The organism is Cobetia crustatorum (genome assembly GCF_000591415.1).
In the GTDB taxonomy this organism is placed as follows: Bacteria; Pseudomonadota; Gammaproteobacteria; order Pseudomonadales; family Halomonadaceae; genus Cobetia; species Cobetia crustatorum.
The window spans coordinates 1-24,740 of record NZ_JEMF01000056.1 but is presented as its reverse complement, the minus strand read 5'-3'; the positions used below and the strand labels follow the sequence as shown (position 1 = coordinate 24,740).

Annotated in this window: 21 protein-coding genes and 1 pseudogene; 13 read left to right on the top strand and 9 right to left on the bottom strand. The window is 59.4% G+C overall.

Features of this window, described 5'->3' with window-relative positions; all coding sequences use genetic code 11:
• The first annotated feature begins 122 nt into the window (after nt 1-122).
• The 4 genes from BF12_RS0112160 to BF12_RS0112145 all read left to right on the top strand — a co-directional run bounded on the left by BF12_RS0112160 (nt 123) and on the right by BF12_RS0112145 (nt 4,756).
• A complete protein-coding gene (locus BF12_RS0112160; protein ID WP_024952511.1) occupies nt 123-1,544 on the top strand; it encodes an aminotransferase-like domain-containing protein in 1,422 nt (473 codons plus the stop codon).
• A 547-nt stretch (nt 1,545-2,091) separates the two neighbouring features.
• Nucleotides 2,092-3,507, top strand: a complete 1,416-nt coding sequence (locus tag BF12_RS19910) for a cytochrome ubiquinol oxidase subunit I (RefSeq protein WP_035160064.1) — start codon at nt 2,092-2,094, stop codon at nt 3,505-3,507.
• A gap of 17 nt (nt 3,508-3,524) precedes the next feature.
• Nucleotides 3,525-4,532, top strand: coding sequence for a cytochrome d ubiquinol oxidase subunit II (cydB, locus tag BF12_RS0112150; RefSeq protein WP_024952510.1), 1,008 nt, complete (start codon nt 3,525-3,527; stop codon nt 4,530-4,532).
• 11 nt (nt 4,533-4,543) lie between these two features.
• Nucleotides 4,544-4,756, top strand: a complete 213-nt coding sequence (locus BF12_RS0112145; RefSeq protein WP_024952509.1) for a DUF2474 domain-containing protein — start codon at nt 4,544-4,546, stop codon at nt 4,754-4,756.
• A gap of 167 nt (nt 4,757-4,923) precedes the next feature.
• On the opposite strand, the gene BF12_RS0112140 is transcribed toward BF12_RS0112145, so the two are convergent.
• The 7 genes and pseudogenes from BF12_RS0112140 to BF12_RS19900 all read right to left on the bottom strand — a co-directional run bounded on the left by BF12_RS0112140 (nt 4,924) and on the right by BF12_RS19900 (nt 12,209).
• The gene (locus BF12_RS0112140) at nt 4,924-5,307 is read right to left on the bottom strand and encodes a RidA family protein (protein WP_024952508.1); all 384 of its coding nucleotides are present in this window, start codon (nt 5,305-5,307) and stop codon (nt 4,924-4,926) included.
• Nucleotides 5,308-5,405: 98 nt separating this feature from the next.
• A complete protein-coding gene (locus BF12_RS0112135; RefSeq protein ID WP_024952507.1) occupies nt 5,406-6,194 on the bottom strand; it encodes a DUF3726 domain-containing protein in 789 nt (262 codons plus the stop codon).
• Complete coding sequence (locus tag BF12_RS19905) at nt 6,191-7,645, bottom strand: hypothetical protein (RefSeq protein WP_211242448.1); 1,455 nt, start codon at nt 7,643-7,645, stop codon at nt 6,191-6,193. Before BF12_RS19905 ends, BF12_RS0112135 begins: the two co-directional genes overlap by 4 nt.
• Nucleotides 7,638-7,916 carry a hypothetical protein gene (locus tag BF12_RS22450; RefSeq protein WP_211242447.1) on the bottom strand — a complete coding sequence of 93 codons (279 nt, stop codon included), beginning with the start codon at nt 7,914-7,916 and terminating at the stop codon, nt 7,638-7,640. The genes BF12_RS19905 and BF12_RS22450 overlap by 8 nt, the downstream gene beginning before the upstream one ends.
• 75 nt (nt 7,917-7,991) lie before the next feature.
• Entirely contained in the window at nt 7,992-9,608 is a 1,617-nt protein-coding gene (locus BF12_RS0112125; RefSeq protein WP_024952506.1) for a BCCT family transporter, read from the bottom strand.
• A gap of 110 nt (nt 9,609-9,718) precedes the next feature.
• Nucleotides 9,719-10,729: a dipeptidase gene (locus tag BF12_RS0112120; RefSeq protein WP_024952505.1), complete on the bottom strand. Its 1,011-nt coding sequence runs from the start codon at nt 10,727-10,729 to the stop codon at nt 9,719-9,721.
• Between the two features lie 9 nt (nt 10,730-10,738).
• A pseudogene (locus BF12_RS19900) lies at nt 10,739-12,209 on the bottom strand (aldehyde dehydrogenase family protein).
• Between the two features lie 114 nt (nt 12,210-12,323).
• Between BF12_RS19900 and BF12_RS0112110 the strand changes: the two are divergent.
• From BF12_RS0112110 to BF12_RS22445, 9 genes are all read left to right on the top strand, one after another.
• Nucleotides 12,324-13,205 (top strand): LysR family transcriptional regulator, encoded by an 882-nt coding sequence (locus tag BF12_RS0112110; protein ID WP_024952504.1) that lies wholly within the window; start codon nt 12,324-12,326, stop codon nt 13,203-13,205.
• 152 nt (nt 13,206-13,357) lie between these two features.
• Nucleotides 13,358-13,822 (top strand): methylenetetrahydrofolate reductase C-terminal domain-containing protein, encoded by a 465-nt coding sequence (locus tag BF12_RS0112105; RefSeq protein WP_024952503.1) that lies wholly within the window; start codon nt 13,358-13,360, stop codon nt 13,820-13,822.
• The gene (locus BF12_RS0112100; protein WP_024952502.1) at nt 13,819-14,877 is read left to right on the top strand and encodes a methylenetetrahydrofolate reductase; all 1,059 of its coding nucleotides are present in this window, start codon (nt 13,819-13,821) and stop codon (nt 14,875-14,877) included. Before BF12_RS0112105 ends, BF12_RS0112100 begins: the two co-directional genes overlap by 4 nt.
• Nucleotides 14,877-15,065, top strand: a complete 189-nt coding sequence (locus BF12_RS0112095; protein WP_024952501.1) for a hypothetical protein — start codon at nt 14,877-14,879, stop codon at nt 15,063-15,065. Before BF12_RS0112100 ends, BF12_RS0112095 begins: the two co-directional genes overlap by 1 nt.
• Nucleotides 15,066-15,097: 32 nt before the next feature.
• Complete coding sequence (locus BF12_RS0112090; RefSeq protein ID WP_024952500.1) at nt 15,098-15,550, top strand: Xre family toxin-antitoxin system antitoxin; 453 nt, start codon at nt 15,098-15,100, stop codon at nt 15,548-15,550.
• Nucleotides 15,547-16,011, top strand: coding sequence for an RES family NAD+ phosphorylase (locus tag BF12_RS0112085; RefSeq protein ID WP_084488098.1), 465 nt, complete (start codon nt 15,547-15,549; stop codon nt 16,009-16,011). Before BF12_RS0112090 ends, BF12_RS0112085 begins: the two co-directional genes overlap by 4 nt.
• Nucleotides 16,012-16,733: 722 nt before the next feature.
• Nucleotides 16,734-17,459 carry a gluconate 2-dehydrogenase subunit 3 family protein gene (locus BF12_RS0112080; protein WP_024952498.1) on the top strand — a complete coding sequence of 242 codons (726 nt, stop codon included), beginning with the start codon at nt 16,734-16,736 and terminating at the stop codon, nt 17,457-17,459.
• Between the two features lie 61 nt (nt 17,460-17,520).
• Nucleotides 17,521-18,981, top strand: a complete 1,461-nt coding sequence (locus BF12_RS0112075; protein ID WP_024952497.1) for a cytochrome c — start codon at nt 17,521-17,523, stop codon at nt 18,979-18,981.
• A 681-nt stretch (nt 18,982-19,662) separates the two neighbouring features.
• On the top strand, nt 19,663-20,766 hold the full coding sequence (locus BF12_RS22445; RefSeq protein WP_211242446.1) for a GMC family oxidoreductase: 1,104 nt from the start codon (nt 19,663-19,665) through the stop codon (nt 20,764-20,766).
• A gap of 416 nt (nt 20,767-21,182) precedes the next feature.
• Here the strand turns inward: BF12_RS22445 and BF12_RS0112065 are convergent, their stop codons facing one another.
• Together BF12_RS0112065 and tnpC are read right to left on the bottom strand one after the other, a co-directional pair.
• Nucleotides 21,183-23,654: a bifunctional diguanylate cyclase/phosphodiesterase gene (locus BF12_RS0112065; protein ID WP_024952496.1), complete on the bottom strand. Its 2,472-nt coding sequence runs from the start codon at nt 23,652-23,654 to the stop codon at nt 21,183-21,185.
• A gap of 414 nt (nt 23,655-24,068) precedes the next feature.
• Nucleotides 24,069-24,740, bottom strand: a 672-nt coding sequence (gene tnpC / locus BF12_RS0112060) for an IS66 family transposase (RefSeq protein ID WP_024952495.1), incomplete at its 5' end; no start/stop codon positions are given.

The following is a 24,740-nucleotide window of genomic DNA, read 5'->3' as shown; positions in this document are numbered from 1 at the left end:
AGAAGTGAGCGAACACCATGAGAATTAAGGTATCAGTCGCGATGCCACCTGAGACTCTCTGGTATAGCGCCGTCCCCCACTTCGGTATCCTTGCCCTTCCACAGCCCACCAGGATAGCTCCCATGAAGCGTTATGAACGCTTTGCTGCCGAGATCTCAAACCTGATTCGTACCGGCATTCTCGCCCCAGGTGAGCGCGTGCCGTCAGTGCGTCAGGCCAGCAAGGCGCATGGCATCAGTCCCTCTACCGTCTTCCAAGCGTATTACCTGCTGGAGAATCAGGGATTGATCAGTGCGCGGCCGCGCTCGGGATATTTCGTGCGTGACAATGCCTCGCGGATACTCGATGAGCCGCATGTCGCCCTGCAGCAGCAAGCTCCTTCCGATGTCGCCGTCAGTGAACTGGTGTTCTCGGTGCTGGGCTCACTGCGCGACAACGATACCGTCCCCTTCGGCTCTGCCTTCCCGAGCCCGGAGCTCTTTCCCCTCGCGCGGCTTGCGACCAGCATGACGCGCGGGCTGCGCCAGCTGTCATCGCATGCCGTGATCTCCGACATGACCACAGGCCATCCTGACCTGTGCCGACAGATCGCTCAGCGCTACATGGTCAATGGCATGCAGCTGCCGACAGAGGAGTTGGTGATCACCAATGGTGCCATGGAGGCGCTCAATCTTGGCCTGCAATGTGTCACCCAGCCCGGGGACCTTGTCGCCATCGAGGCGCCGGCCTTCTATGCCACGCTTCAGGTGCTTGAGCGGCTCAAGCTGCGCGCGGTGGAAATTCCGGTACACCCGCGCGAAGGGATTGATCTCGAGGTACTCGAGAATCGTCTGGAGACGCTGCCCATCAAGGCCTGCTGGTTCATGAGTCATCTGCATAATCCGCTGGGGGCCAGCCTGAGCGATGCACGCAAGGCCGAACTGTATGCGCTGCTCTGCCGTCATCAGCTACCGATGCTGGAGGATGATGTCTACGCGGAACTGTATTTCGATCAACGTGCCGAGGTGTCGCCCCCGCAACCCGTCAAGGCGCTGGATGTCGAAGGTCTGGTGATGCATTGCGGGTCGTTCTCCAAGTGCCTGGCACCGGGCTATCGGGTGGGCTGGATATCCGCGGGGCGGCATACCCGGGAGATTTCGCGCCTCAAGCTGATGACGACCATCTCGCCATCGCTGCCCGCCCAAGTGGCCCTAGCCGACTACCTTCAGCATGGCGGCTACGACCGCCACCTGCGCAAGCTACGTCTGGCGCTCGAGACCCAGCAGACAGCCATGCTGGCAGCCATTGATCGCTACTTCCCCGAAGACACTCGCGTGACCCACCCCCACGGGGGTTATTTCCTGTGGTGCGAGCTTCCCGAGCACATCGACTCGCTGGCCCTGTTCCAGCAGGCGTTGGCCCACGGCATCAGCCTAGCGCCGGGGCCTATCTTCTCGGCCACCCAGGGCTTCAAGCATTGCATTCGCTTGAGCTACGGCCACCCATGGGATGCGGCGTCAGAGCGCGCCATGCAGACATTGGGTGAATTGCTCAAGGCAGCCTGAAACGCGGACCGCTCAGGCTGCATGCGAGGTGCGAGGAGTGCCTCGAGTATATGCGCGCATGAGTGCGCGCAAATGCCGCAGCCCTTGTGGCCGCCTTGCCACACAGTCTTCACTCGTCATCCGCGGGGGCGAAAACAGCCTTTTGCGGCACATGTCACTCGCGCGCCAGCTGCTTGCCACACCTGGATGTCGCACCTTGTTGCGCACCCTGGCTGCATGCCTTGATGCCGCACGCGTGCCCTAGCAGGGTGCGCAAGAGCCCGCCATGGCGGGGCCTGCCGCCAAGGGCGATGTGGCACGCGCCTGACCCCGTCATAGTGCTGACGTGAATCAGAGTGCGCCCTCCTGCCCGACTCGCCTTGCTGGATTCTCGCCAGACCACCTGGCTGGCTCACGGGCATTTAACGACTGACCAAGATTCAGCTCGCAACTGATATGGTTTTTTCTCGCACAACTGAGCCTGTTATGGCTTCCGGTGGCTCCCTAGAGTAGCGGCGAAGATTCAGGCAGGGCCGTCCCCCTTGCCGCCTACTCAGGAGACATTGCCATGTTCGGCACCGAGGCCATCGACCTGGCCAGGATACAGTTCGCCTTCACCATCTCGTTTCACATCATCTTCCCGGCCATCACCATTGGTCTCGCCAGCTATCTGGCGGTGCTGGAAGGCATGTGGTTGAAGACGGGCACACAGGTCTACCGCAACCTCTATCATTTCTGGTCGAAGATTTTCGCGGTCAACTTCGCGATGGGCGTGGTGTCAGGGCTGGTCATGGCCTACCAGTTCGGCACGCATTGGAGCGGTTTCTCGGCCTTTGCCGGCAGCGTGACCGGGCCACTGCTGACCTATGAAGTGCTGACCGCCTTCTTCCTCGAAGCCGGCTTCCTCGGCGTGATGCTATTTGGCTGGAATCGCGTCGGCCGCGGCCTGCACTTCTTCTCGACCTGCATGGTGGCGCTCGGCACCCTGGTCTCGATGTTCTGGATCCTGTCGTCCAACAGCTGGATGCAGACCCCTCAGGGGCATGAGGTCATCGATGGCATCGTCGTGCCGGTCGACTGGCTCGCGATCGTCTTCAATCCCTCCTTCCCCTATCGCCTGGCCCACATGGCACTGGCCTCCTTCCTGAGCACCTCGCTGTTCGTCGCTGCCTCCGCCGCCTGGTTGCTGCTCAAGAAACGCGACACCCCGGAAGTGCGCAAGATGCTCGTCATGGCGGTGCTGATGTTGATGGTGACCGCCCCGCTGCAGGCCTTCGTCGGCGACATGCATGGCCTTAATACGCTCAAGCACCAACCGGCCAAGATCGCGGCCATCGAAGGCCATTGGGACAACAGCCATGGGGAACCGACACCGTTGATCCTTTTCGGTGTGCCCGACATGCAGCGCGAAGAGACGCGATTTGCGCTCGAGATTCCGGCCCTCGGCAGCCTGCTGTTGATGCATGACATCGACAAGCAGGTGCCGGCGCTCAAGGACTTCCCCGCCGCCGACCGCCCCAATTCGACCGTCGTGTTCTGGAGCTTCCGCCTGATGGTCGGCCTGGGCCTTGCGATGATTCTGCTCGGCCTCTCGGGTGTCTATCTGGCCCGCAAGGGCAGGCTCTTCACCTCGCGGCGCTGGCTGAGACTGGCCGTCGCCATGGGGCCGGCCGGTCTGATCGCGATACTCGCGGGCTGGTTCACCACCGAGGTCGGCCGCCAGCCGTGGGTGATCTACGGCTTGATGAGAACGGAAGATGCCGTCTCTGCCCACAGTGCCGTTCACCTCAGCATCAGCCTGACAGCCTTTGTCACGGTCTACTTCATCGTCTTCGGCACGGGGATCAACTACATCTTCAAGCTGATCAAGAAAGGGCCTGAGGGTGATGACAGTCACGCCCCCAGCGGCGGCCCCGGCAAGCCACGCACGCCATCCCGCCCACTGTCGGCCATCGAGGAATCTCTCGACGGCACCACTCACTGACCGGAGCGATGAACGCTATGGGTATCGACCTTTCTGTCATCTGGGCGGGCATCATCCTGTTCGGCCTGATGATGTACGTGATCATGGACGGCTTTGATCTGGGCATCGGCATTCTCTTCCCGTGGGTGGAGGAAAAGGTGGACCGCGATGTGATGATGAATACCGTGGCGCCCGTGTGGGATGGCAACGAGACATGGCTGGTGCTGGGCGGCGCGGGGCTGTTCGCGGCCTTCCCGCTGGCCTACGCCGTCTTGCTGGAAGCCCTGAGCATTCCTCTTGTCGCCATGTTGATCGGCCTCATCTTCCGCGGTGTCGCCTTCGAATTTCGCTTCAAGGCCTCGGACGCGAGTCGCCACTGGTGGGACAAGGCCTTCGTGGGCGGCTCGGTGCTGGCTACCTTCAGTCAAGGCGTCGCACTGGGAGGCTACATCCAGGGCATCGCCTTCGATGGGGTTCACTTCAGCGGCGGTTCGCTGGACTGGCTATCACCCTTCCCGCTGTTCTGCGGTGTGGCGCTGCTGTTCACCTATGCGCTTCTCGGCAGCACCTGGCTGATCATGAAGACCGAAGGCATTCTCCAGGCGCGCATGTTTGCCCTGACGCGCCCGCTGACGCTGTGGGTATTGATCATGATCGCGGCCGTCAGTCTGTGGACTCCGCTGGCGCACCCCGCCATCGCCGAACGCTGGTTCACGCTGCCGCAGCTGTTCTGGTTCCTGCCGGTGCCAGTGCTGGTAGTGCTGGCCGGTTATGCGCTGATCCGCGCCGTCGCCTTTGAATATCATGCCCAGCCTTTCCTGCTGGTGCTGGCCTTGATCTTCCTGGGCTACAGCGGTTTCGGCATCAGCATGTGGCCTGACATCATTCCCGGTCATGTGACGATCTGGGAAGCGGCCTCTCCGCCACAAAGTCAGGGCTTTGCCCTCGTCGGCACGCTCTTCATCCTGCCGATCATCCTGGTGTATACGGCGTGGAGCTACTTCGTGTTCAAGGGCAAGGTCCGTCATACCGATGGCTACCATTGAGAGGTGCTGACATGACATCCCCGACACACGAGTCACCCTCAGCACCACTGCATACCCCCACAGCCAGACCCGGCGGTGAGCCATCCGGGACGCCCGCGCGCCCGGCCAGCTGGCTCAGTAAGATCGGCTGGCTAGTGCTGATCTGGGGAGGCAGCGTAAGCGCGCTGGGCCTCGTCTCTCTGGCACTGCGTCGCTTCATGCAGGCCGCGGGCCTTACGCCCTGAAAGCAGCGAAAGAAGACATCAAGTAGACACAAGAAAGACGCCGGAGCAGCAAATGCTCCGGCGTCTTTCTTGTTGGTCTGGGGGCTTGGTGAACCGATTGGCCTGAATGACGAGTCAATGCAGGGCGCAAACGTGACGGGTCACTCCCTCCCCCCATCACGGCGACTTTAGACATCAGCCTCCAATGCGGCATAGGCGACCATCTCGACCAGCATCTCTTCGAGTGCAAACCCGGAGACGATGATGGCAGCCCGGTTGGGATAGGGCTCACGCACATATTCTGCATAGAGGCTATTCACTGTCGCCAGGTGCTCGCGATCAGTCACATAGATCAGTACCTGAGTCAGCGAGGAGGCGTCACCACCGGCGCATTCCAGGGTATGAATCAGATTATCCAGCGTCTTACGGGTCTGGGCAGCAATTCCGCCCTCCACGACATTGCCGGCGGCATCGATCGGGATCTGCGCAGTGAACAGGATGCCATTGCCGACACTCGCCCATGACAGAGGCGCACGAGAGGCAAACAGATCAGTCTTGACGGGATGAACCATGGGTATTCCTCGAGAATCTTTCGATGGGCGCACTCCATGCCCCGCCGATGCAAGAGCGGCGAATCATGGAGTGATGGGGCGTATTGAGAAGAAAGAGGTCAGTCGTTGTCGGTGGAACCGGCGCCGGCACCACTGCGGGAATCCTCTGTTGCCTCGACCAACAGCCGTGTCGAGAGTGCTTTCAGGCGTGACCAGAGTTCGTCATCCACCTCGATGCCTTCCTGCATGGCACGTTGGCGACAGGCGAGCAGCTTCGACTCTTCATGACAGGCCAGCAGGTCAACGTCATAGTCGGAGCGAAGGGATGGCAGCAGATCGACATGGTTGGCCATCACCAGCGTGATGCCATCATTGGGCTCATTCTCTTCTGGCACTTCACGCACGGCATAGACCCGTATCTCGGGGACCGAGCTGTTGGCCCTGAAGCCCACGACCTGCTCGATCATGGGGCAGCCGACCGCCTCGTCCACATCCTGGGCGTTGCGCCAGAAGGCGGTGACATTCATGCCGCGCCCGGCAAGGCGCGCCAGATAACCCATGATCCGCTGCCGATTATGGCAATGCTGGATCTTGATGACGGCGAGGCCACGCGCACGTGCCTTGGCGAAGCCGAGTTCCAGCGCCAGCGATGAGCTCTTCAATACGCTGTGTCCGTGGCTGTCGAGTACCGCGAGGTCGCCATCGGCATAGACGATCTCCGGCGGACGCTCATCGGTATCTTCCAGCAAGAAACGCAGTCCGCGATTGAGCGCCGCCAGCCCTTCCAGCTCATAGAGCTGCATCCAGGCCACCATGTCGGCGGCATCCCCGGCGTCACCGTCTTCAAAGCCCATCGCCTGAAAGGCCTTGCGACACAGTCCGTGAAGCTCGTTGTAGGAGACCTTCATGACATTCCTCCCACTGTCGTAGTATTGCCCTGCCGAGGGTCGGCGGTCATCTCTGGCAGCACCGTGCGCGCAATCTGCGGAGCCAGCGGGAAGCTCCAATCATCAAACGCGACAGGGTCCTGCGGCTCGGCGTTGAGTTCCTCCACCAGCGGAGCCCCCTGGAAGAGCGTGATACGCACCCAGCGGTCAGACTTGGGATCGAAACGACTGGCACCGAAGAACGACAGCTTGGTCCGCAACAGGTGCATGGGTTTCATGTCACGCGCCCACAGGTTGGCGCGTATCTCGCCGAAACTCGTGCTGGCCATGCTCTGAATGCGGCGAACGATATCCTTGTGACGCGGGCACTGGATGAGGAATTCCACCACCAAGGCACGAGGGTGATCTTCCAGGTACTGACTGATCGCCGCATGGGTATCGGCGTCACGCGGGGCAATCGCCAGCTTCATTTCCTTGTCGGCACCTGCCTCCGTGTCGCGGACTCCCAGACGGGGCTCCTCCTTCTCGACCGAGCGATACCAGAACCAGTGGCGATTCTCGGCGAGTGAAAAATCGACGCGCAACGCCCAGTCGTAGTGCGTTTCGATCACCTGCTTGAGGTGAACCAGCGGCATGTCAGGGGTCAGTTCCAGGCTTTCCTCCACCGCCATCAGGTCCTCATAGCGGTCGACGATGCTCGGATACAGCTCCAGCAGCAGAGTGTTCACCAGCTCCTGAGCCTCGAGCCCATGCTGCTGGTGACTCCAGTCGATCAGCTCCTGCCAGAGCTCCGGCGACAGCGGCACGAGTTCGAGCCATGTCATCAGCTCAGGCAAGGACGCCACCGTGGCCTGGTTGCGCAGGGTCTGCTCGTGATCGTCCGTGACCGTCTGGCGCAGATGAGTCTCGGCGCGCTTGAGGAGTGCCAGCAGACGTGAACGCTCCTGCTCTCCCGGTACCTGTGCCGTCACCTCGGCAAGCGCCAGTTCTCGGCTTTCCACCCAGCGCTGTACCAACTGCGGATGATTGATCAGGAACGGTGCCATCCCGAGGCCGGTGGAGTTGCCGATGCCCAGATAGCGCTTCAATGAGGTTGCCAGAGGTGCGGCGGTCTCGGGAGCCCGGGCACGGGCCATGTGCTCTATCTGCTGGATCGAGAAGTGACGCAGCAGATAGACGCCCAGCATCTGGGCAGAAAATGGCCGGTGGAAATCCGCGTTGTCCTTGAGACGGTCATAATCCGCGATGCCGAACTTGCCATTGCCATAGACGGCTGTGGTTCGATACAGATAGCCGACCCGGGTCAGCCACTCAGGATCAGGTTGCTGGCCTGAACTCAGCGCCTCCAGGAAGCTTGCGAAGTTACGCAAGCTGCGATTGGCACGCGAAAGGACCAGCAATCTGGGATGCTGGCGCCCGGCTTCCTGCAACGGCACATTGGCCGCCATCTGCTCGAGAAGCGCATCATCCACATCCCCCCTCCACTACGCCGAAGGTGACATCCCAGGCTTCGGCGATGACGCGGTCAGAGCGTGCGGAATCCTCAAGCGCCTGAGAAAATATGACGCCGTGATAGCGCTTGTTGGGCGTCTGCAGGCAGTAGATCGCCACACCGTGACCGAGGGCATCCAGTTCGAAGCGGGTCGTCGTGATATTCCATTTTTCATGTGCCATCTGGCGCACCAGACTTCTCACGAAACTCAGGCGACTGGCATGCAGGCTGCCGAGACGCTCCAGCTGCATCACATCGTCCGGTGCCCGCAGTCGCAGACGTTGCTCGGTGGATGAGAGGCGCGCGCCTGGTGATTGCGAGACATATCAACGCTCTCCTGCGTCTTCCGGGGCCGGCATGGCGGACCGCTGGCTGGTGATTCCCTGCGCACGTGCCATCGCGAAGGCTGATTGAGGTCCTGTCCACAATGAGGGCAGCAGCACCAACGAGACAGGGATGGCCGTGATGACGATGAACTGCTGAAGCGCACTGATCTGGCCGGCTCCCATATAGAGGAGTATCGCAGCCATCAACGCCATGCTGATGCCCCAGAAGGTACGTACCAGCGGGCTGGGATCATCGTGTCCGGCACTGACGACAGCGATCGCGTAGCTCATCGAGTCACCGGTGGTGGCGACGAAGATGGTGGTCAGCGTCAGGATGGCAGCTGCCATTGCGGTTCCGCCGGGCAATGCCTGCGCCACGGTGAGGGTCGCGACATCGAACTGGAAGTTGTTGAGCGCTTCGGTGAGGTCGATCACGCCGGTGAACTGATAGAAGATGCCCGCCCCGCCCAGCAGGGTGAACCAGACAGCGGTGGCCAGTGGCGCCAGCACGGCAACGGTCAGGATCATCTGACGGATGGTTCTGCCCTTGGAGATACGCGCCACGAAGATCGCCATCAGCGGGCCATAGCCGAGGAACCAGGCAAAGAAGAAGACGGTCCACCACTGCATCCACCAGTCAGGAGCGCTCTGTGCCGTCATGGTCGACATGGTGAAGAACGAGCTCAGATACTCGCCAAAGCCCTGGGTGAAGGCATTGACCATGAACAGGGTCGGCCCGAAGACGAAGATCACCGCCGCCACACCCAGCGCCAGGAAGACGTTGAAGCGCGACATGATCTGGATGCCCTTGTCGATGCCGGTCACGGCCGAGGTCACATAGATCACCCCGAGCACTACCAGCACGCTCAGCTGCGTCGAATAGTCATTGGTCACGCCAAAGAGCTCATGCAGGCCGAAACTGACCTGGGTGGCCAGAAAACCGATGGGGCCCACCGTTCCTGCCACCACGGCGATGACGCACATGGCATCCACCACCCCGCCCAGCTTGCCCTTCATGATCTTCTCGCCGAACACGGGATACAGTAGCGTTCTCGGCTGCAGGGGCTGGCCCTTGTCGTAATGGGCATGCGCCAGCACGATGGCGGTCAGGCTGCCCAGAATGGCCCAGGCAAGAAAGCCCCAGTGCATGAAAGATTGCGCCAGTGCAGGCGCGATGGCGTTCGCAGTGCCCGGCTCGGTATCAAAGGCAGGCGGCGTCACCAGGAAGTGGTACACCGGTTCACCGGCAGCGAAGAAGACCCCGCCTCCCGCCAGCAAGGTGCACATGATGATCGACACCCACTTGAAGGTGGATAGCTCAGGCGTTCGCGTGCCACCGATACGGGCACTGGCCGCAGGCGTTGCGGTCAGCCCCAGGGCAATGAAGAAGGTGAGCAGCAACAGAATCTGGAAGTAGCTGCCCAGTGTTCTGGCGGTCCAGGCAAAGCCGGCACTGATGGCTTGCGCGACCCCTTCAAGATCAAACAGGGACAGGCCGACGAACAGCAGTATGAAGCCGATGCTGCAGGTCAGAACGACAGGGTCACCAAAGCGGTACTGACCTTCCGGTAACGCATCCGACGTGGCGGACGTCGTGGTCTTGCGAGATGAAGTCATGTGGCATTCCTCTGACGAGCTCTCGTCATTGGCAGGCATTTATTATGGTTGTTGGTTGCCGAGCGATACCCTGAGGATTCCTGGCTCGGCACAGGTGCCATGGCATAGCGTTACGGCGATCTGGCAGGAGCGGTCTCCTGACGGGTCGCGGCGCGCTCGAGGAGCGCGACCCAGTTCTTGCCCATGATGCCGGCCACTTCGTCCTCGGACATGCCGACCTTGCGCAAACCGACAATCAGGTTGGGGAAGTCACGACTGTCTCGCAGCCAGGACAGCGGACGCGGCCAGTCAGCGTTGCTGGCACTGCCTTCACCGTAATCCATGTCCTTGGACCAGCGACCATTGCGCATCCACTCCAGAATGGACACCGGCTGGTTCTGGCACAGGTCGGTGCCGATCCCCAGGTGCTCGATGCCCATCAGGTCTGCGGTTCTGGCGATCATTTCGCAGTATTCGGTCAGGGTACAGTCGGAGCCATTGCGCAGATGGAAGGGATACGCCGAGAACCCCAACAGCCCATCACTCTCCGCGATGGCCTTGAGCACCTTGTCGGACTTGTTGCGCTTTGCCGGATGGAAGCTTTCCGGGTTGGCGTGGGAAATGATCACGGGGCGCTCGGATATCTCGATCGCCTCGAGCGTGGAGCGCTCTGCGCTGTGCGACATGTCGATGACCATGCCGACGCGATTCATCTCACGAATCACCTGGCGTCCGAAGCGTGTGATCCCGCTGTCTTCCGCCTCATAACACCCGCAGGCCAGCAGACTCTGGTTGTTGTAGGTCAGCTGCATGATCATCAACCCGAGGTCACGCATCACCTCGACCATGTCGATATCATCCTCGATGGGGGAGCAGTTCTGCGCCCCCAGGATGATGCCGACACGCCCGCTGGCCTGCGCAACCGCTATGTCCTGCGGCACATGCACGGGCATGATCAGATCAGGCCAGGCCTCGAAACGGCGATTCCACTCGCCAAGACGCGACAAGGTCTCTCGCGTCGTCTCGTGGTACACGAGGGTGGCATGTACGGCGTCCAGCCCGCCTTCACGCATCTGTTCAAATATCTCGCGTGACCAGTTGGAATACTGCAGGCCATCGATCGTCAGCATTGTCTTTGACATGGGGCCTCCTCACGCCTTGATGTAGCAGGTCTTCACGATGGTGTAGAACTCGCGCGCGTATCGCCCCTGCTCACGAGGCCCGAAGCTTGAAGCCTTACGTCCGCCGAAGGGCACGTGGTAATCGGTCCCCGCAGTCGGCAGATTGACCATCACGCAGCCGGTTTCGGCACGCGCCTTGAAGCTGCTGGCCAGTTTCAGGGAGTTGGTGATGATGCCCGCCGTGAGCCCGAAGTGCGTGTCATTGAGCACATTGATGGCTTCTTCTGCGTCGCTCACCTTGATGACACAGGCGGTGGGACCGAAGATCTCCTCGCGATTGATGGCCATGTCGTTGCTGGTATTTACCAGCAGCGCTGGGCTCATGAAGTAGCCGTCGGTGGCGCACTCCACACGCTCGCCGCCGCAGACCAACGTTGCCCCCTCTTGCTGGGCGCGCTGCACCCAGGACAGGTTGGACTCGAGCTGTCTGGCATCGACTGCAGGCCCCATGTGCACGCCCTCTTCCAATGCGTGGCCGACGCGTACCTGAGACAGTCGCTGAGTCAGCTTTTCCACGAATTCGTCATGGACTGATTCCATCACGATCAGCCGCGAAGATGCTGTGCATTTCTGGCCAGTGCCCGAGTAGGCACCATTGAAGGCTGCCTCGACGGCCAGCTCCATGTCGGCATCATCGGCGATGATCAGGGCGTTCTTGGAGCCCATTTCCAGCTGGCACTTGACCAGATTGGCAGCAGTGGCCGCCGCCACTCGGCGCCCCACTTCCAGAGAGCCGGTAAAGGACAGGGCATGAATGTCAGGGCTGGAGATCAGTTCATCCCCGATGCTGCTGCCCGGGCCCATCACCAGATTGAAAGTGCCTGCCGGGAGTGACTGGCGATGAATGATTTCGGTCAGCGCCCATGCGCTCGCAGGGACCAGATTGGCCGGTTTGAAGACGACCGAGTTGCCGAAGGCCAGCGCAGGCGCAATCTTCCAGACCGCTGTCGCCATCGGGAAATTCCAGGGGCTGATCACACCGACGACACCGACAGGCTCCCGACGGACCTCGACCTCAACGCCAGGACGCACCGAGTCGGCGCGCTCATCAATCTGGCGCAGCACTTCAGCGCCGTAGTAATGGAAGAACTGCCCGGAGCGATGTACCTCACTCACCCACTCCCTCCGCCAGAGTCTTGCCCTCTTCACGCGCCAGCAACTCACCCAGCTCCGTCTTGCGGGCGATCAGCTCATCGCCGATGGCCATCAACACGGAATAACGCTGCTCGAGGCCTGACTGTGCCCATTGTGCCTGGCCACGCTTGGCCGCCTGGATGGCATCGGCGACCTGATCGACACTGGCCTGCGCATAATGGCCGATGACATCACGGGTATCGGACGGATTGAGATTGGCGATGCTGCCCTGACCTGCGACCCACTGACCATCGATGTAGAGATCGTGAACAGCGGCGTGAGTGGCGGTAGTGGTGTGGTGTGACATGTGAACCTCCTTGAACGCGGTGACAACAGACTAGGAGGCCCAGAGGGATAAAGATAATCAATAATAAATACCCTATGATAAATTTCCCTTACCACTTTGAAGAGGATCGACGCGATGGTCGCAGAGCTGAAGATCACGCCGCTGCGCTATGTCCTGGCAGTGGTGGATCACGGTGGTTTTCACGCTGCCTCTCGTTATCTGCATCGCACGCAGCCTGCCCTGTCGATGGCCATCCGCGAGCTGGAAAACCGCCTGGGGGAGGCACTGTTCGAGAAGGGTGCCAAGGCGACTCTGACACCCTATGGCAGCTACTGCGTGCCGCGCTTTCGGGAGCTGATCAATCAGCATGATCGTCTGAGCCGGGAACTACAGGCGCGCGCCGCCAAGGAGGCAGGCCAACTGGACATGGCAGTGGTGCCGTCAGTGGCTAGCCGACTGATGCCGAAACTGCTCTCCGAGTTCGTCAGTCGCTATCCGGGGATAAAGGTCGGCCTCCACGATGGCAACGCCGATTTTGTCCGCGAGCAGGTCATCAGCGGTCAGGTCGACATCGGCATCACCAGCCTGTGGGGATTGGAGGAAGAATTGCTCTTTCATCCGTTGTTTCATGACGAAGTCGGCGTGGTCTGCCGTGATGATCACCCCTTTGCCGAGCGCCAGACTCTGACATGGCAAGCACTGGAGACAGAATCTCTGATCGGCAATGGCACCTCGCGGCTATTGCAGGGCACGGCGGCCGAATCACTGCTCGAGATGCATGCCTTGTATATCTCCAACATGATTTCGTTGACAGCCACGCTGGTCGCCGGGATGGGGGTCACCACGCTGCCCCGCCTGGCGTTTCCGCAGGAATATGAGCGCCTGCGGTTCATTGAGCTCGCTGAACCGCGGGTCAGTCGCGAAGTGGGCCTGATTCGCCGCAAGGGCGCCAGCTTGTCGCCGGCGGCGCAGGCCATGGAGAGCTTCATCATTGAAAGCCTCGCCGCCGAACAATGAGTCCTTCATGGCCCGTCGCCTGCGCCTTGGCCTGCGCCTTTCGATAGTGACGCTGTCGCCCACGGGATGTCGGCCCGGGTGGCGGCCATGCGAAGATAGCGCTCCGAAACGCCCAGGGCGTTACCCCCGCCAGGTTTTGACAGGAGGCATGCGTGTATTCGATTCGTCTGTGGGCCGCACGTCACGCGCGACTGCTGGAGCTCACCTATCAGGCCGTCGAGCCGGTGATCATCAAACTGCAGCCGCTGTGGAAGTCCGTCGGTTACGCACGCGCCGAGAAGCCCGTCGCCAGATTGGAGCAAGCCTGCAAGGGCTTGCTGTTTGACTGTCAGATGTGTGGCCAGTGCATTCTGAGTTCGACCGGCATGTCCTGCTCAATGAACTGCCCCAAGCACCTGCGCAACGGCCCCTGCGGCGGTGTCATGCAGAATGGCAACTGTGAAGTCGAGCCGGACACGCGCTGCGTCTGGGTGGAAGCCTGGGAAGGCAGCCAGCGGATGAAGGACAGCGATGCGATCCAGATCGTGCAGTTGCCGGTGGACCATCGCCTGCAGGGCACCTCATCCTGGCTACGCGTGGCCCGGCAAGCCGCTGAACGCCGAGAGAGCCTGAAATGACCTCCAGACTCACTATCCCGAACAGCTCCCAACTGCCACCTGCCGAGGACGCTGGCAACGTCGGTCGCCTCGAGCGAGTACTTCGCAGCGGTCAGTTTGCCGTCACTGCCGAACTGGCGCCGCCTGACTCGGCCGACCCGCAGGAGGTGCATGCACGCGCGCAACTGTTTGCCGGCCATGTGGATGCCATGAACGCCACCGATGGCTCGGGCGCCAACTGCCATATGTCGAGCGTGGCGATGTGTGCCCTGCTGGCCCGCGAAGGCCATGAGACGGTGATGCAGATCTCGTGTCGTGACAGAAACCGCATCGCCATCCAGGGCGATGTGCTGGGGGCCGCGGCGCTAGGCATCCGTAACCTGCTGTGTCTGACCGGGGATGGCGTGCAGGTCGGGGATCACCCCGAGGCCAAGCCGGTGTTCGATCTCGACTCCCTGTCGCTGCTGGACATCGTCGCCGGGCTGCGTGACAAGCACGCCTTCGCAAGCGGCCGGACACTGACCTCAGCGCCCCAGGTATTTCTCGGCGCCGCCGCCAACCCCTTCGCCCCGCCCTTCGCGTTTCGCCCTCATCGTCTGGCCAAGAAGATTGCTGCCGGCGCCCAGTTCATCCAGACACAGTACTGCTTCGATCTGCCGCGCTTTCAGGACTTCATGCATCGTGCCCGTGATCTGGGTCTGTTGGAGAAATGCTTCATCCTGCCCGGCGTCGGCCCGCTGGCCTCGGCACGCACCGCCGAGTGGATCCGCCGCCATGTTCCTGGCGTGCATATCCCGGATGACGTACTCAAGCGCTTGAAAGGGGCCAGGGATCAGAAGGCGGAGGGCCGGGATATCTGCATCGAGATGATCCAGCAATTACGTGAGATCGAGGGCGTCAGCGGCGTACATATCATGGCGCATCGCCAGGAGGCCTTCGTGCCCGAGATCATCCAGCGCGCGGGCATTCTGGGGGCGCGTATGCCATGGACACCCGAACCTCGCCCCCCCCCCTTCTCCGTAAACCGCCAGCCTGTGAGTGATAGCGTCACATTTCAGGAAGCAACGACAGAGTGATGACCAACAACGAGATTGATATCGGCTCGGGCACCCTTGTCGATATCGCGTGGGCGTTGGCGAGGCTGGTGGCGGCGTTCGTGTTCTTCTGTCTGATGCCGGTTCAGGTTTTGGCCTCCGGCCAGTACTACCTCAGGAAGCCGACAAACGATACGAGATGCTGTCAAATGAATCATCTGATACCCTGAAGAGGTATCAGATGAAGTGACGGGAGAGAGCTATGCAAGCCGCTATCAAAGAGTATCGCCCAAAACCAGCCGCTCGGAAGGACGACTTCTGGAGGGCTCTGGGTCTTCCCTCGCGTGGAGCCAAGCTGCATGAAGCGCTGAGTGCCGGCATCTCGTACAAAGTCTATACCAAGCTCACCGAGGCCTCCGGGCTTGAGAGCAAGGAGTTGGCACGGTATGTGGTCATTCCTCCGGCAACCCTGAAGCGTCGTGCCGATACTGGCTACTTCAAACCTGCCGAGGGCGATCGGCTTTACCGCTTCGCTGAGGTGTACAAGAGCGCGGTGGACCTGTTCGAAGGCGACAAGGCGAAGGCGAAAGAATGGTTGCTCAGCCCCGTGCGTGGGCTGGGGGGCCGTCGACCGGTCGAGATGGTGGCTACCACTGCTGGCGCCGAAGCCGTTCTAGATCTGATCGGCCGACTTGAGCATGGCGTCTTTGCATGACGGTGGTGCGCGGTTATCGGCTCGTTAAGCGGAAGTGGCTAAAGACAGCCTTTGATGGGGAAGGGGCTCGGCTGTACGGCGGGCGCTGGAACAGCAAAGGCAAGGCCTGTGTGTACCTCGCGAGCACAGAGTCATTGGCCATGCTCGAGGTGATGGTTCACCTGGAAGACAATCAACTGCTGAAGGAGTATGCGCTCCTGGAGGTGACATTCCGGGAGGAGGTGCTAATGCAGCTCCCGGAGGACGTTCTGCCAGCAGATTGGCGAGCTGAGCCGGCGCCACCCTCCACAGCCGAGATCGGTGACGACTGGCTTGAGGGACAGTCGAGCCTAGCTCTGGCGGTTCCGAGTGTGGTCGCGCCCCGAGAAACGAACTACCTCGTTAATCCAGAGCACCCCGCTTTTCTGGCGCTGGCCCAGGGCGCCGAAGAGGTCGATTTCACTCCAGATCGTCGACTGTAGCGCCCGCCCCTCAGTATCAGCGCTCCCCTTTGACCGGAAGAGCCGTGTGTTGCTCTTTCTTTCTGTCAGGAGCGCTATTGCCTCGCTCCTTTGCCCCTCTGACACTGTATGCCTGCACAGAAGTCGAGAGGGAGACGTTGCCCTTCCAACATGATGACGCCACCCCTTGCGGAGTCGAAATGCTGGGGCAGTCGGCTAGCGATTCTTGCTATACCCTGCCGTTGATGGCTGGGGAGGTCGGGCTGGGTTTCCATCCACGCGGATGCGGCGCTTGATCACGTCTTGGGCCCCACCGAACACCTGATCCCTCACCCCAGCGCCAGCGACTTCTGTCGAGCCAAGGGCGACAACATGTTGGGCCAATGGCATGGCCAGCGGCGTTGCTGTCGGGGGTCCACTTCACACTTCACAGACCATTACCTGCCGAGGAGCCTCTCACGCCTAGCAGACTGGTAAACGCAACGCTGCGTCACACCAACTCTTTGCCCTCTCCTCTCAAATGCAACCAATCATGATGTTATTCTAATATTTCAGCACAGTCTTCTGACACCCCCTCTGCATTCTCTAGGCATCACCACCCCATGACAGGAGTGACGTCGAAGAGAGGCGGCAAGAGTCGTCATATGGTGTGCCCCTCTCCCGAAGGAGTCAGCCAGATATCGCGTTGAACACTCGCTGGAAAGTTGAGCGAGTCACCGACACACCGCGCTCAAGGAGGCAATATGTCGCTCGATTCCGAAGGTCAGAAACGCCGTGAGTTCATGCGGAACTCACTGACCGTCATCCCTGCCGTCACCTTGGCTCCAAGCCTGCTGTTCAGCCAGTCGTCGGATGCGGCGACCCCACCTCTTCATCAGTACGTTCCTGCGTTTTTCAACGAGGAAGAATGGGAATTCATTCTCTCCGCCACCGATCGCCTGATACCTGAAGATGAACATGGTGCCGGGGCCTTGACGGCCAACGTCCCAGTTTTCATCGACAAGGAGTTGAGTGGAGACTACGGGCAGGCGAGCGACTGGTACATGCAAGGCCCCTTTCACCCGAACGCCGATCCCGTCTTTGGGTATCAGCTCCCCCACACACCTGCAGCACTCTATCGCTTGGGGATTCAAGGCGCCCGTCACCATGCCAAGCAACAAACGGGACAGGAATTCACTGACCTTTCATCAGAGCAGAAAGATGCGCTGCTAACCGACCTGGAAAATGGACGAGCTGATTTCAAAGCCGCAGGGATACCCGATCTCCCTTCCGCCACCTTCTTTGCTTTTCTCTTGCAGAACACACGCGAAGGGTATCTCTCCGATCCCATGTATGGCGGAAACCGGAACATGGTGGGCTGGAAGATGCTTGGCTTCACTGGCGCTCGCGCCAGCTTCCGCGAGTGGGTCACACAACATGATGTGCCCTATCCGCTCGGTCCAGTCAGCCTTGCCGGAAAGCGCGGCTGATCAGCACCGCTCAAATTATTCAGCCAATCTCCCACTGGACGACGGGTAACAGGAGCAACGGATGCCCCAATACAGAAATTGGCCAGTACGCCTCGTACTCCTGGCGGCTGCCGTGAGTGCCGCAGGTGCGGCAATGGCCGTTCTCGGTGACAGCCCTACACATAGTCAGTCCTCTATCAGTACGGATAGTGCGGCCAATCCCCAACTGATCAAGCGCGGCGCCTACCTGGCCCGAGCAGCAGATTGCATGGCGTGCCACACCCGTGAGGGCGCGAGTAAAGAGTACGCAGGGGGACGCCCCATCGAGAGTCCCTTCGGTACCATCTACGCCACCAATATCACGCCAGCGCCCAAGGCAGGGATCGGGGAATATCGTGAGCAGGATTTCGCCGCTGCTCTGCGACAAGGGATACGTGCAGATGGCAGTTATCTGTACCCGGCAATGCCGTACCCGTCTTATGCCAGCCTGAGTGACGACGATATCAAGGCACTGTATGCCTATTTCATGGAGGGAGTACCCCCTGTCACCGAGCCCGCACCGGAGACCTCTCTCAGCTTCCCATTCAATCAGCGCTGGGCGATTCGGTTCTGGAACTGGCTGTTCGTCGATGATGTATCGAATACCTCTTCCGCCAATCATTCCAGTGATCTCTCTGGTGATCGACAGCAACAGCTGGCGCGTGGACGCTACCTGGTACAAGGCGCGGGGCATTGCGGCAGTTGTCATACCCCTCGCGGCCTGTTCATGCAGGAAAAAGCGCTCAATGACCAGGACGGCGACAACTACCTGGCTGGAACTGAGCTGAACGAGTGGCAGGTTCCTTCACTGCGTGGCGGCGACTCGACGGGATTACGCGATTGGTCGGAAGACGATGTCATCGATTATCTGGCCACTGGACGCAATCGCCACGCCGCGACTGGCGGCGAAATGACCTCTGTCATTCAGCACAGTACGTCCCACCTCACTGATGCGGACTTGTCTTCCATCGCTGCCTACCTGACGACGCTGGGTGCCACGGACAAGCAACGCGTCTCGCCCGCCCCCGTCTCGACGCCACCTTCCCACACAGCACCGGATGCCACGACACGGCAACTGACGAGCGCGACTTCCCTCGACGAGGGGGCACGTCTGTATCTGGATAACTGCAATGCTTGTCATTTCGCCAATGGTAGAGGCGCAGATAGCGTCTTCCCCCCGCTTTCCGGCAACACCCAGGTCAACGCTGACAACCCGACAGCCCTGATCAGCACCATCCTGTATGGCGCACAGTTGCCGTCGACGCCAAAACGCCCGGAACGCTTGCAAATGCCAGGCTTTGACTGGCGCTTGAGCAACGAGGAAGCCGCCAGCCTGGCAAGTTTCGTCCGCCAGAGCTGGAGCAATGACGCCTCCCGGGTGACTCCTGAGCAGGTGGCTGAGGTGAGACAGGCGCACGGGCCTGGCAAGCCGGCGCAACAAGGGCGTCCAGACTCCCTGGATCATGCTCGCGAAGACGCTGCCTCCACACCCCCGTCGAACTGAAAGGAATCACGACATGTCCATCACACAACCAGACGTCGATGTCGTCATCATCGGTCTTGGCTGGACCGGCTCGATCATGGGCCTGGAAATGACGAGCGCCGGATTGAACGTGCTTGCGCTTGAGCGCGGAGCAGATCGGAGCAAAGAAGACTTCCTGTATCCCAAGCCTGCGGATGAGCTCAAGTACGGGGTACGCCTCAAGATGATGCAACGCCCACGTCAAAGCACCGTCACAATACGACGCAATCGCCAGGAACAGGCCATTCCCCAACGTCATTGGACTACCTTCCATCCCGGTGATGGCGTGGGCGGTGCCGGTTCGCATTGGACAGGTGTGCTGTATCGCGCCACACCAAACGAACTGGCACTCAAGAGCTTTGCCGATCGCACCTTTTCTCCAGGCTTTTTGCCTGAGGACATGACCATCCAGGACTATGGCGTCAGCTATGAAGAGCTGGAACCTCACTATGACTTCTTCGAAAAGGTCGCAGGCTTATCCGGTCAGGCTGGCAATATCCAGGGGGAAATGATCGAAGGAGGAAATCCCTTCGAAGGTCCGCGCAAGAATCCATTCCCACTCCCTCCCTTGCCGAGAACCCTGACGGACACCTTGTTCACCAAGGCGACCCAGGCACTGGGCTGGCATCCATATCCCTACCCCTCTGCCAATGTATCGGGCGCTTGGACCAACCCCTATGGCATGCAATTGGTCCCTGCAACTTCTGCGGCTTTTGCAGCAACTACGGATGCCTCAACTATTCTAAGGCATCCCCACAGACCTGCACGCTTGATGCACTCAAGCAACGCGAGAACTTCGCGTATCGGACGGGCTGTGAAGTCACACGGATCGTGAAGCACGAGGAAGATGAGACGGTCAAAGGGGTCATCTATCGCGATGCTGATGGCAATGAGGTCTTTCAGCCTGCGGGCATGGTCATTCTTGCCTCATTTCCCTTATCCAATGTCCGCTTGTTGCTGTTGTCCGAGATTGGAGAACCCTATGACCCGGAAAGCAACACCGGGGTGGTGGGACGCAACTTCTCCTACCAGATCACGGGCTCCATGGATCTTTACTTCAAGGATCATCAATTCAACCCCTTCATCTCGGCTGGTGGCAGTGGACAGGTCATTGATGACTTCAGCCCCGATACCTTCGATACCGAGCAACACGGTTTCATTGGGGGCTCCTACATCTATACCACCCAAGGCCCGGGAGGCGCGATCGGTGCACTACGCACGCCTCCGGGAACGCCGCAGTGGGGTAGTGAATGGAAAAAGCAGGTCCGCGAGCACTACGGCCACCATATGATGCTGGGTACGACAGGTACGAACATGTCCTACCGAGACGTCTACCTGGATCTGGACCCCACGTACAAGGACCCCCATGGTGATCCATTATTGCGCATGACCTATGACTGGAAAGACAACGACCTGCGAATGACGGAATTCATGGCGGCGCGGATGCGTGAAATCGTCGCCCAGTTGCAACCGGACTATCATACCGAGAGCGTCAAACAGCGCGGCGACCACTTTGATCCCTCAAGCTATCAATCAACGCATCTGACCGGTGGCGCTATCATGGGAACGGACCCCAAAACGTCTGTCCTCAATCGATATCTGCAGCACTGGGATGCACATAACCTCTTCGTCATGGGAGCCAGTGCGTTCCCACAGAACATGCAACACAATCCGACAGGGACCGTCGCGGCGCTGACCTACTGGTCAGCACAACATATTCGTGAACGCTACCTGGACAATCCCGGGCCTTTGATGTCGCGCAGCTAAGCTCCTCTCGACTCGCCTCAATGGGACCCAGTCTGTCACTGCTGAGGCGAATCCATTCCATCCTCGCAACATGATCTTTCCTGCCAGCGCGCCCGGAGCCTTTCTGACACGGGAAGTCCGGGCGCGGTCAACCACCACGCTCCCTTCTCCTGCTAGCTGACAGTCGTGTGGGACGGCCCTCTTCCTTTTCACTAAGCAGACGACACTATGGTGAGACGATATCGGAGCGTCTGACAGGGCACCCTGCCTTGGGATACCCGAGGCTTCCCGTGAGCCAGCATTCCCTCTGAGCAGACAATGAACAGCAGACAGTGTGCCGTGAGGTTCGACCTGACAGGCTCGACACGCCCGATCCGTGCCCGCTGAAGATCGAGAACACCTCGTCCTAATCTCCTGACGGCCTAGCATCGCGCGGGTTATCGGGACACGTCGTCACACAACAACTCCTTGAAAGAGGCCGGTGAGACTGGGGGGCCAAGATAAAACCCTTGCACCTGATCACAGGAGAGACTGGAGACCCTCTCGAGCTGCTCAGTCGTTTCCACACCGCCGACAGTCACATTGAGAGACAGGGCGTGCCCCATTCTGATGATCGCATCCACCACTGCCTCATGACGCTCAGAATGGTCGAGGTACATGAGAAAGCTGCGATCAATCTTGATGCCATCGAATGGATAGCTCTGCAGGTACCCCAGCGAGGAGTAATCCGTCCCGAAATTATCCATCGACAAGCGAACTCCTAGCGCTTTGAGATCACTCATCGTCGTCAGGATCGCCTCGGAATCCTCCCGCATGATGTTCTCGGTGATTTCCAGCTCCAGACGTTCAGCAGACAAGCCAGTCTCCTCGAGTACCCGTTGGATGCGCTGCACCAGATCATGACGCTGAAACTCGACGGGAGATAGATTGACTGACACCCAAAGATTGTTATCCCAACTCATGGCGTTCCAGCAGGCTTCTCGCAAGACCCAATCGCTGATCTCGAAAATCACGCCATTTTCTTCTGCCACAGGAATGAAGCAAGCCGGACCTAACACATCCCGAATAGGGTGATGCCAGCGTACCAACGCCTCTGCGCCGATGATGTCCTGAGTCATTGCATCGAAACGCGGCTGAAACTCAAGCCGCAACTCCTTGCGTGCGACAGCCTGGCACAAATCCATTTCCAGCTGACGTCGCTCCAAGATGCGCTCGCTCATGGAAGGGTCGTAAATGCATGCCACATTTCTGCCCTGGGACTTGGCTTCATAAAGCGCAATATCCGCACCCCGCAACAGCGCATCATGAGTCAATGCATGATATGGCGCGGCGATGATACCAATGCTGGTCCCGACGTGAATCACGTGATTCTCGATCTGGATCGGTTGATTGATCTTGTCGATCAGACACTGGCCCAGTCGTGTTGCGTCCTGAGGCGTCTTGCACTGCGTGGCGACCACAATGAATTCATCTCCCCCGAGTCTTGCGACCATATCGCGACCCTCTGTGCACTCCTGGATCGCTTTCGCAATTTCACGGAGCACCTGATCCCCAATCGCGTGCCCGTAGGTATCATTGACTGGCTTGAACCGATCAAGATCAAGCGCCAGTACGAATAATGGATGATCACCACTCACCTCGGTACTCAACTTCTCGCCAAGAAACCGATCGAGGCGATGGCGATTGGCAAGCCCGGTCAGTGGGTCATGTTGACTGAGGTGCTCGATCTGCGCCTTGGCTTCCATTTCACGCGTAATGTCACACACGGTTCCCTGATAGCCCTTTAGCTCTCCCCCGACACGAAATTCACAGGCAAAAATCTGACAATATCTCACACGCCCCTCGCCATCCCGCAGCTCACACTCGATAGGCTGACGCCCGGCCGCCGCCCCACGTGTGGCAATGGCCACCAAAGTCGACGCGTTGTAATGCAAAAGCTCTGACAACGGTCTTCCGACCCACTCCGAAGTCGACAACCCTGTCAGCGGCTCGAAGCGCTCAGACAGATAGACCAAGACCTGGTCTGTATCGGATTGCCAGATCCAGTCGGACGAAATTTCTGACAGATTCTTGAAACGCTGCTCGCTGACTTTCAAGGCGCCCTGCACTTCATCCACTACCTTGCTGGCATGATTGATACGCTTGCGAAGCCATATCAACAGGAACAGTACCAGCCCCCCTACCAATACCCAGGTAGGCAGCACCTTGATGAGGATGTTTTGGCCATAAGCGGTTTTCTGCCATTGCAACACAATATCCCCAACCTCCTCGCTGGCGAGAATCACGTAGGGTTCCTCGAGGTCTTCCCCTGCTCCAATGCCAGCACGCAAGCCTTTCAGGTCATAGCTTTCGGCCAGTGCGGCCAGTTTTGTCGCATCCAGGATGTCAACATACAAAAGATAGGAAAGCGTCTCGAACTGTACGTAAGAACTATCCGGCCGAATAACGGCAGCCGAGACGACAGCGGGTACGCCATTGACTGCCGTATATTCAGTCGCGACCTCATCCTCCAGTGACCCCTCTCTGGCTTTTTCCAGTAAGCGTGGCAGATCACTCTGGATCCACTCCTCTACCTTGACATCAGTCAATTCACCGTTGATGAGAGCGTAACGTGTAGCGCCTGCTGGCCCCACAATAAATACGCCATTCAGTCCATAGGTGGGATATAGAGAAGCCCCAATATTATCTCGTTCATACGCCCACTCATGATCGACTTCACCATAGGTATAGTCATAGGAATCGATCCAGAAGGCATAGTCGTCCAGGGCGATGGCAATCTGTTCCAATCGGCTATTCAACGCCAATGAAACATCAGACTTGTTATGCGCCAGCTGGTCTTCGTCGACCGCCAGACTGAGGTATATCAGGCCGCCACCCGACATAAGAAATAGGGCGACGATAATGTACATGAGGAGTCGTGACGCCAGGCGGGTGACGTCAGTGTACTGAGAACTTTTCTCAACTGGGGAAGGCTCAGGATATTGAGTCATGGTCATCCGGCGAGTTAAAAGCTGTTGAAAGTCGCATACGATGCTCGATCACGGCAGACACTGACACGAAGACTGATACAGTGGTTAAGTGGGGCATCCTTTAACGCGGCATGGTGACAGCCGCCTCTCTCTATCCCTATGTCATACAGTGTCCGAGAGCAATCAAAGAACAGGCTGACTCGAGACTCTCTGGTGTAAAGGCATGGAACAAGATCCATTCACGTTATGCTGGTCCAGGGGGGGAAGACGACCCACCTACCAGAACGCGATCTCGATGATAACGAAACTTGCCGTTTAAGACGTAAGCGTTCGGGCATCACCGCTTGCGAGTGATCACGCAGTATGCTGCCAATGATGGGGCAGAAGTTCGTGCACTTGGCTAGCCTTTTGGGTCGGCAGCCTTTCCAACACATTCTTCAGGTAGGTATAGGGCTCATGGCCGTTCAGCTTGGCACACTGAATGAGGCTCATGATGGTGGCAGCACGCTGGCCACTGCGCAGAGATCCGGCGAACAGCCAGTTTGAACGCCCCAGCGCCCAGGGGCGAATCAGATTCTCCACCCGGTTGTTATCGATCGGCAACGCGCCGTCATCCAGGTAGCGCGTCAACGCCGCCCAGCGCTTCAGGCTGTAATCCAATGCTTTCGCCGTCGCCGAACCATTCGGGACCTTCTCGCGATGCGCCAGCATCCAGCGATGTAGCGCATCGGCGATGGGCTTTGCTTTCGTCTCCCGCAGCCGTTGACGCTCTTCCGTACTGAGTGACTGTACCTCACGCTCCACCTGGTATAGCTGACCGATCAGTTCGATAGCCTGCCCGGCGATCTGGCTCTTGCCAGCGACGTGCAGATCGACAAATTTACGGCGGGCATGGGCCATGCAACCGATCCCGGTAACACCGTTGGCGAAGCTCTGCTTGTAGCCGCTGTAGTCGTCACAGACCAGCTTGCCCCGCCACTTCCCGAGGAAGTCGCGGGCATGTTGACCGCCACGTCCCTCGCTGAA

What these genes read in the sequence shown, in the direction of transcription:
- BF12_RS0112160 (WP_024952511.1), top strand. Translation starts at nt 123, where the DNA reads ATGAAGCGTTATGAACGCTTTGCTGCCGAGATCTCAAACCTGATTCGT.
- BF12_RS19910 (WP_035160064.1), top strand. Translation starts at nt 2,092, where the DNA reads ATGTTCGGCACCGAGGCCATCGACCTGGCCAGGATACAGTTCGCCTTC.
- cydB (WP_024952510.1), top strand. Translation starts at nt 3,525, where the DNA reads ATGGGTATCGACCTTTCTGTCATCTGGGCGGGCATCATCCTGTTCGGC.
- BF12_RS0112145 (WP_024952509.1), top strand. Translation starts at nt 4,544, where the DNA reads ATGACATCCCCGACACACGAGTCACCCTCAGCACCACTGCATACCCCC.
- BF12_RS0112140 (WP_024952508.1), bottom strand. Translation starts at nt 5,307, where the DNA reads ATGGTTCATCCCGTCAAGACTGATCTGTTTGCCTCTCGTGCGCCTCTG.
- BF12_RS0112135 (WP_024952507.1), bottom strand. Translation starts at nt 6,194, where the DNA reads ATGAAGGTCTCCTACAACGAGCTTCACGGACTGTGTCGCAAGGCCTTT.
- BF12_RS22450 (WP_211242447.1), bottom strand. Translation starts at nt 7,916, where the DNA reads ATGCAGCTGGAGCGTCTCGGCAGCCTGCATGCCAGTCGCCTGAGTTTC.
- BF12_RS0112125 (WP_024952506.1), bottom strand. Translation starts at nt 9,608, where the DNA reads ATGACTTCATCTCGCAAGACCACGACGTCCGCCACGTCGGATGCGTTA.
- BF12_RS0112120 (WP_024952505.1), bottom strand. Translation starts at nt 10,729, where the DNA reads ATGTCAAAGACAATGCTGACGATCGATGGCCTGCAGTATTCCAACTGG.
- BF12_RS0112110 (WP_024952504.1), top strand. Translation starts at nt 12,324, where the DNA reads ATGGTCGCAGAGCTGAAGATCACGCCGCTGCGCTATGTCCTGGCAGTG.
- BF12_RS0112100 (WP_024952502.1), top strand. Translation starts at nt 13,819, where the DNA reads ATGACCTCCAGACTCACTATCCCGAACAGCTCCCAACTGCCACCTGCC.
- BF12_RS0112095 (WP_024952501.1), top strand. Translation starts at nt 14,877, where the DNA reads ATGACCAACAACGAGATTGATATCGGCTCGGGCACCCTTGTCGATATC.
- BF12_RS0112090 (WP_024952500.1), top strand. Translation starts at nt 15,098, where the DNA reads ATGCAAGCCGCTATCAAAGAGTATCGCCCAAAACCAGCCGCTCGGAAG.
- BF12_RS0112085 (WP_084488098.1), top strand. Translation starts at nt 15,547, where the DNA reads ATGACGGTGGTGCGCGGTTATCGGCTCGTTAAGCGGAAGTGGCTAAAG.
- BF12_RS0112080 (WP_024952498.1), top strand. Translation starts at nt 16,734, where the DNA reads ATGTCGCTCGATTCCGAAGGTCAGAAACGCCGTGAGTTCATGCGGAAC.
- BF12_RS0112075 (WP_024952497.1), top strand. Translation starts at nt 17,521, where the DNA reads ATGCCCCAATACAGAAATTGGCCAGTACGCCTCGTACTCCTGGCGGCT.
- BF12_RS0112065 (WP_024952496.1), bottom strand. Translation starts at nt 23,654, where the DNA reads ATGTACATTATCGTCGCCCTATTTCTTATGTCGGGTGGCGGCCTGATA.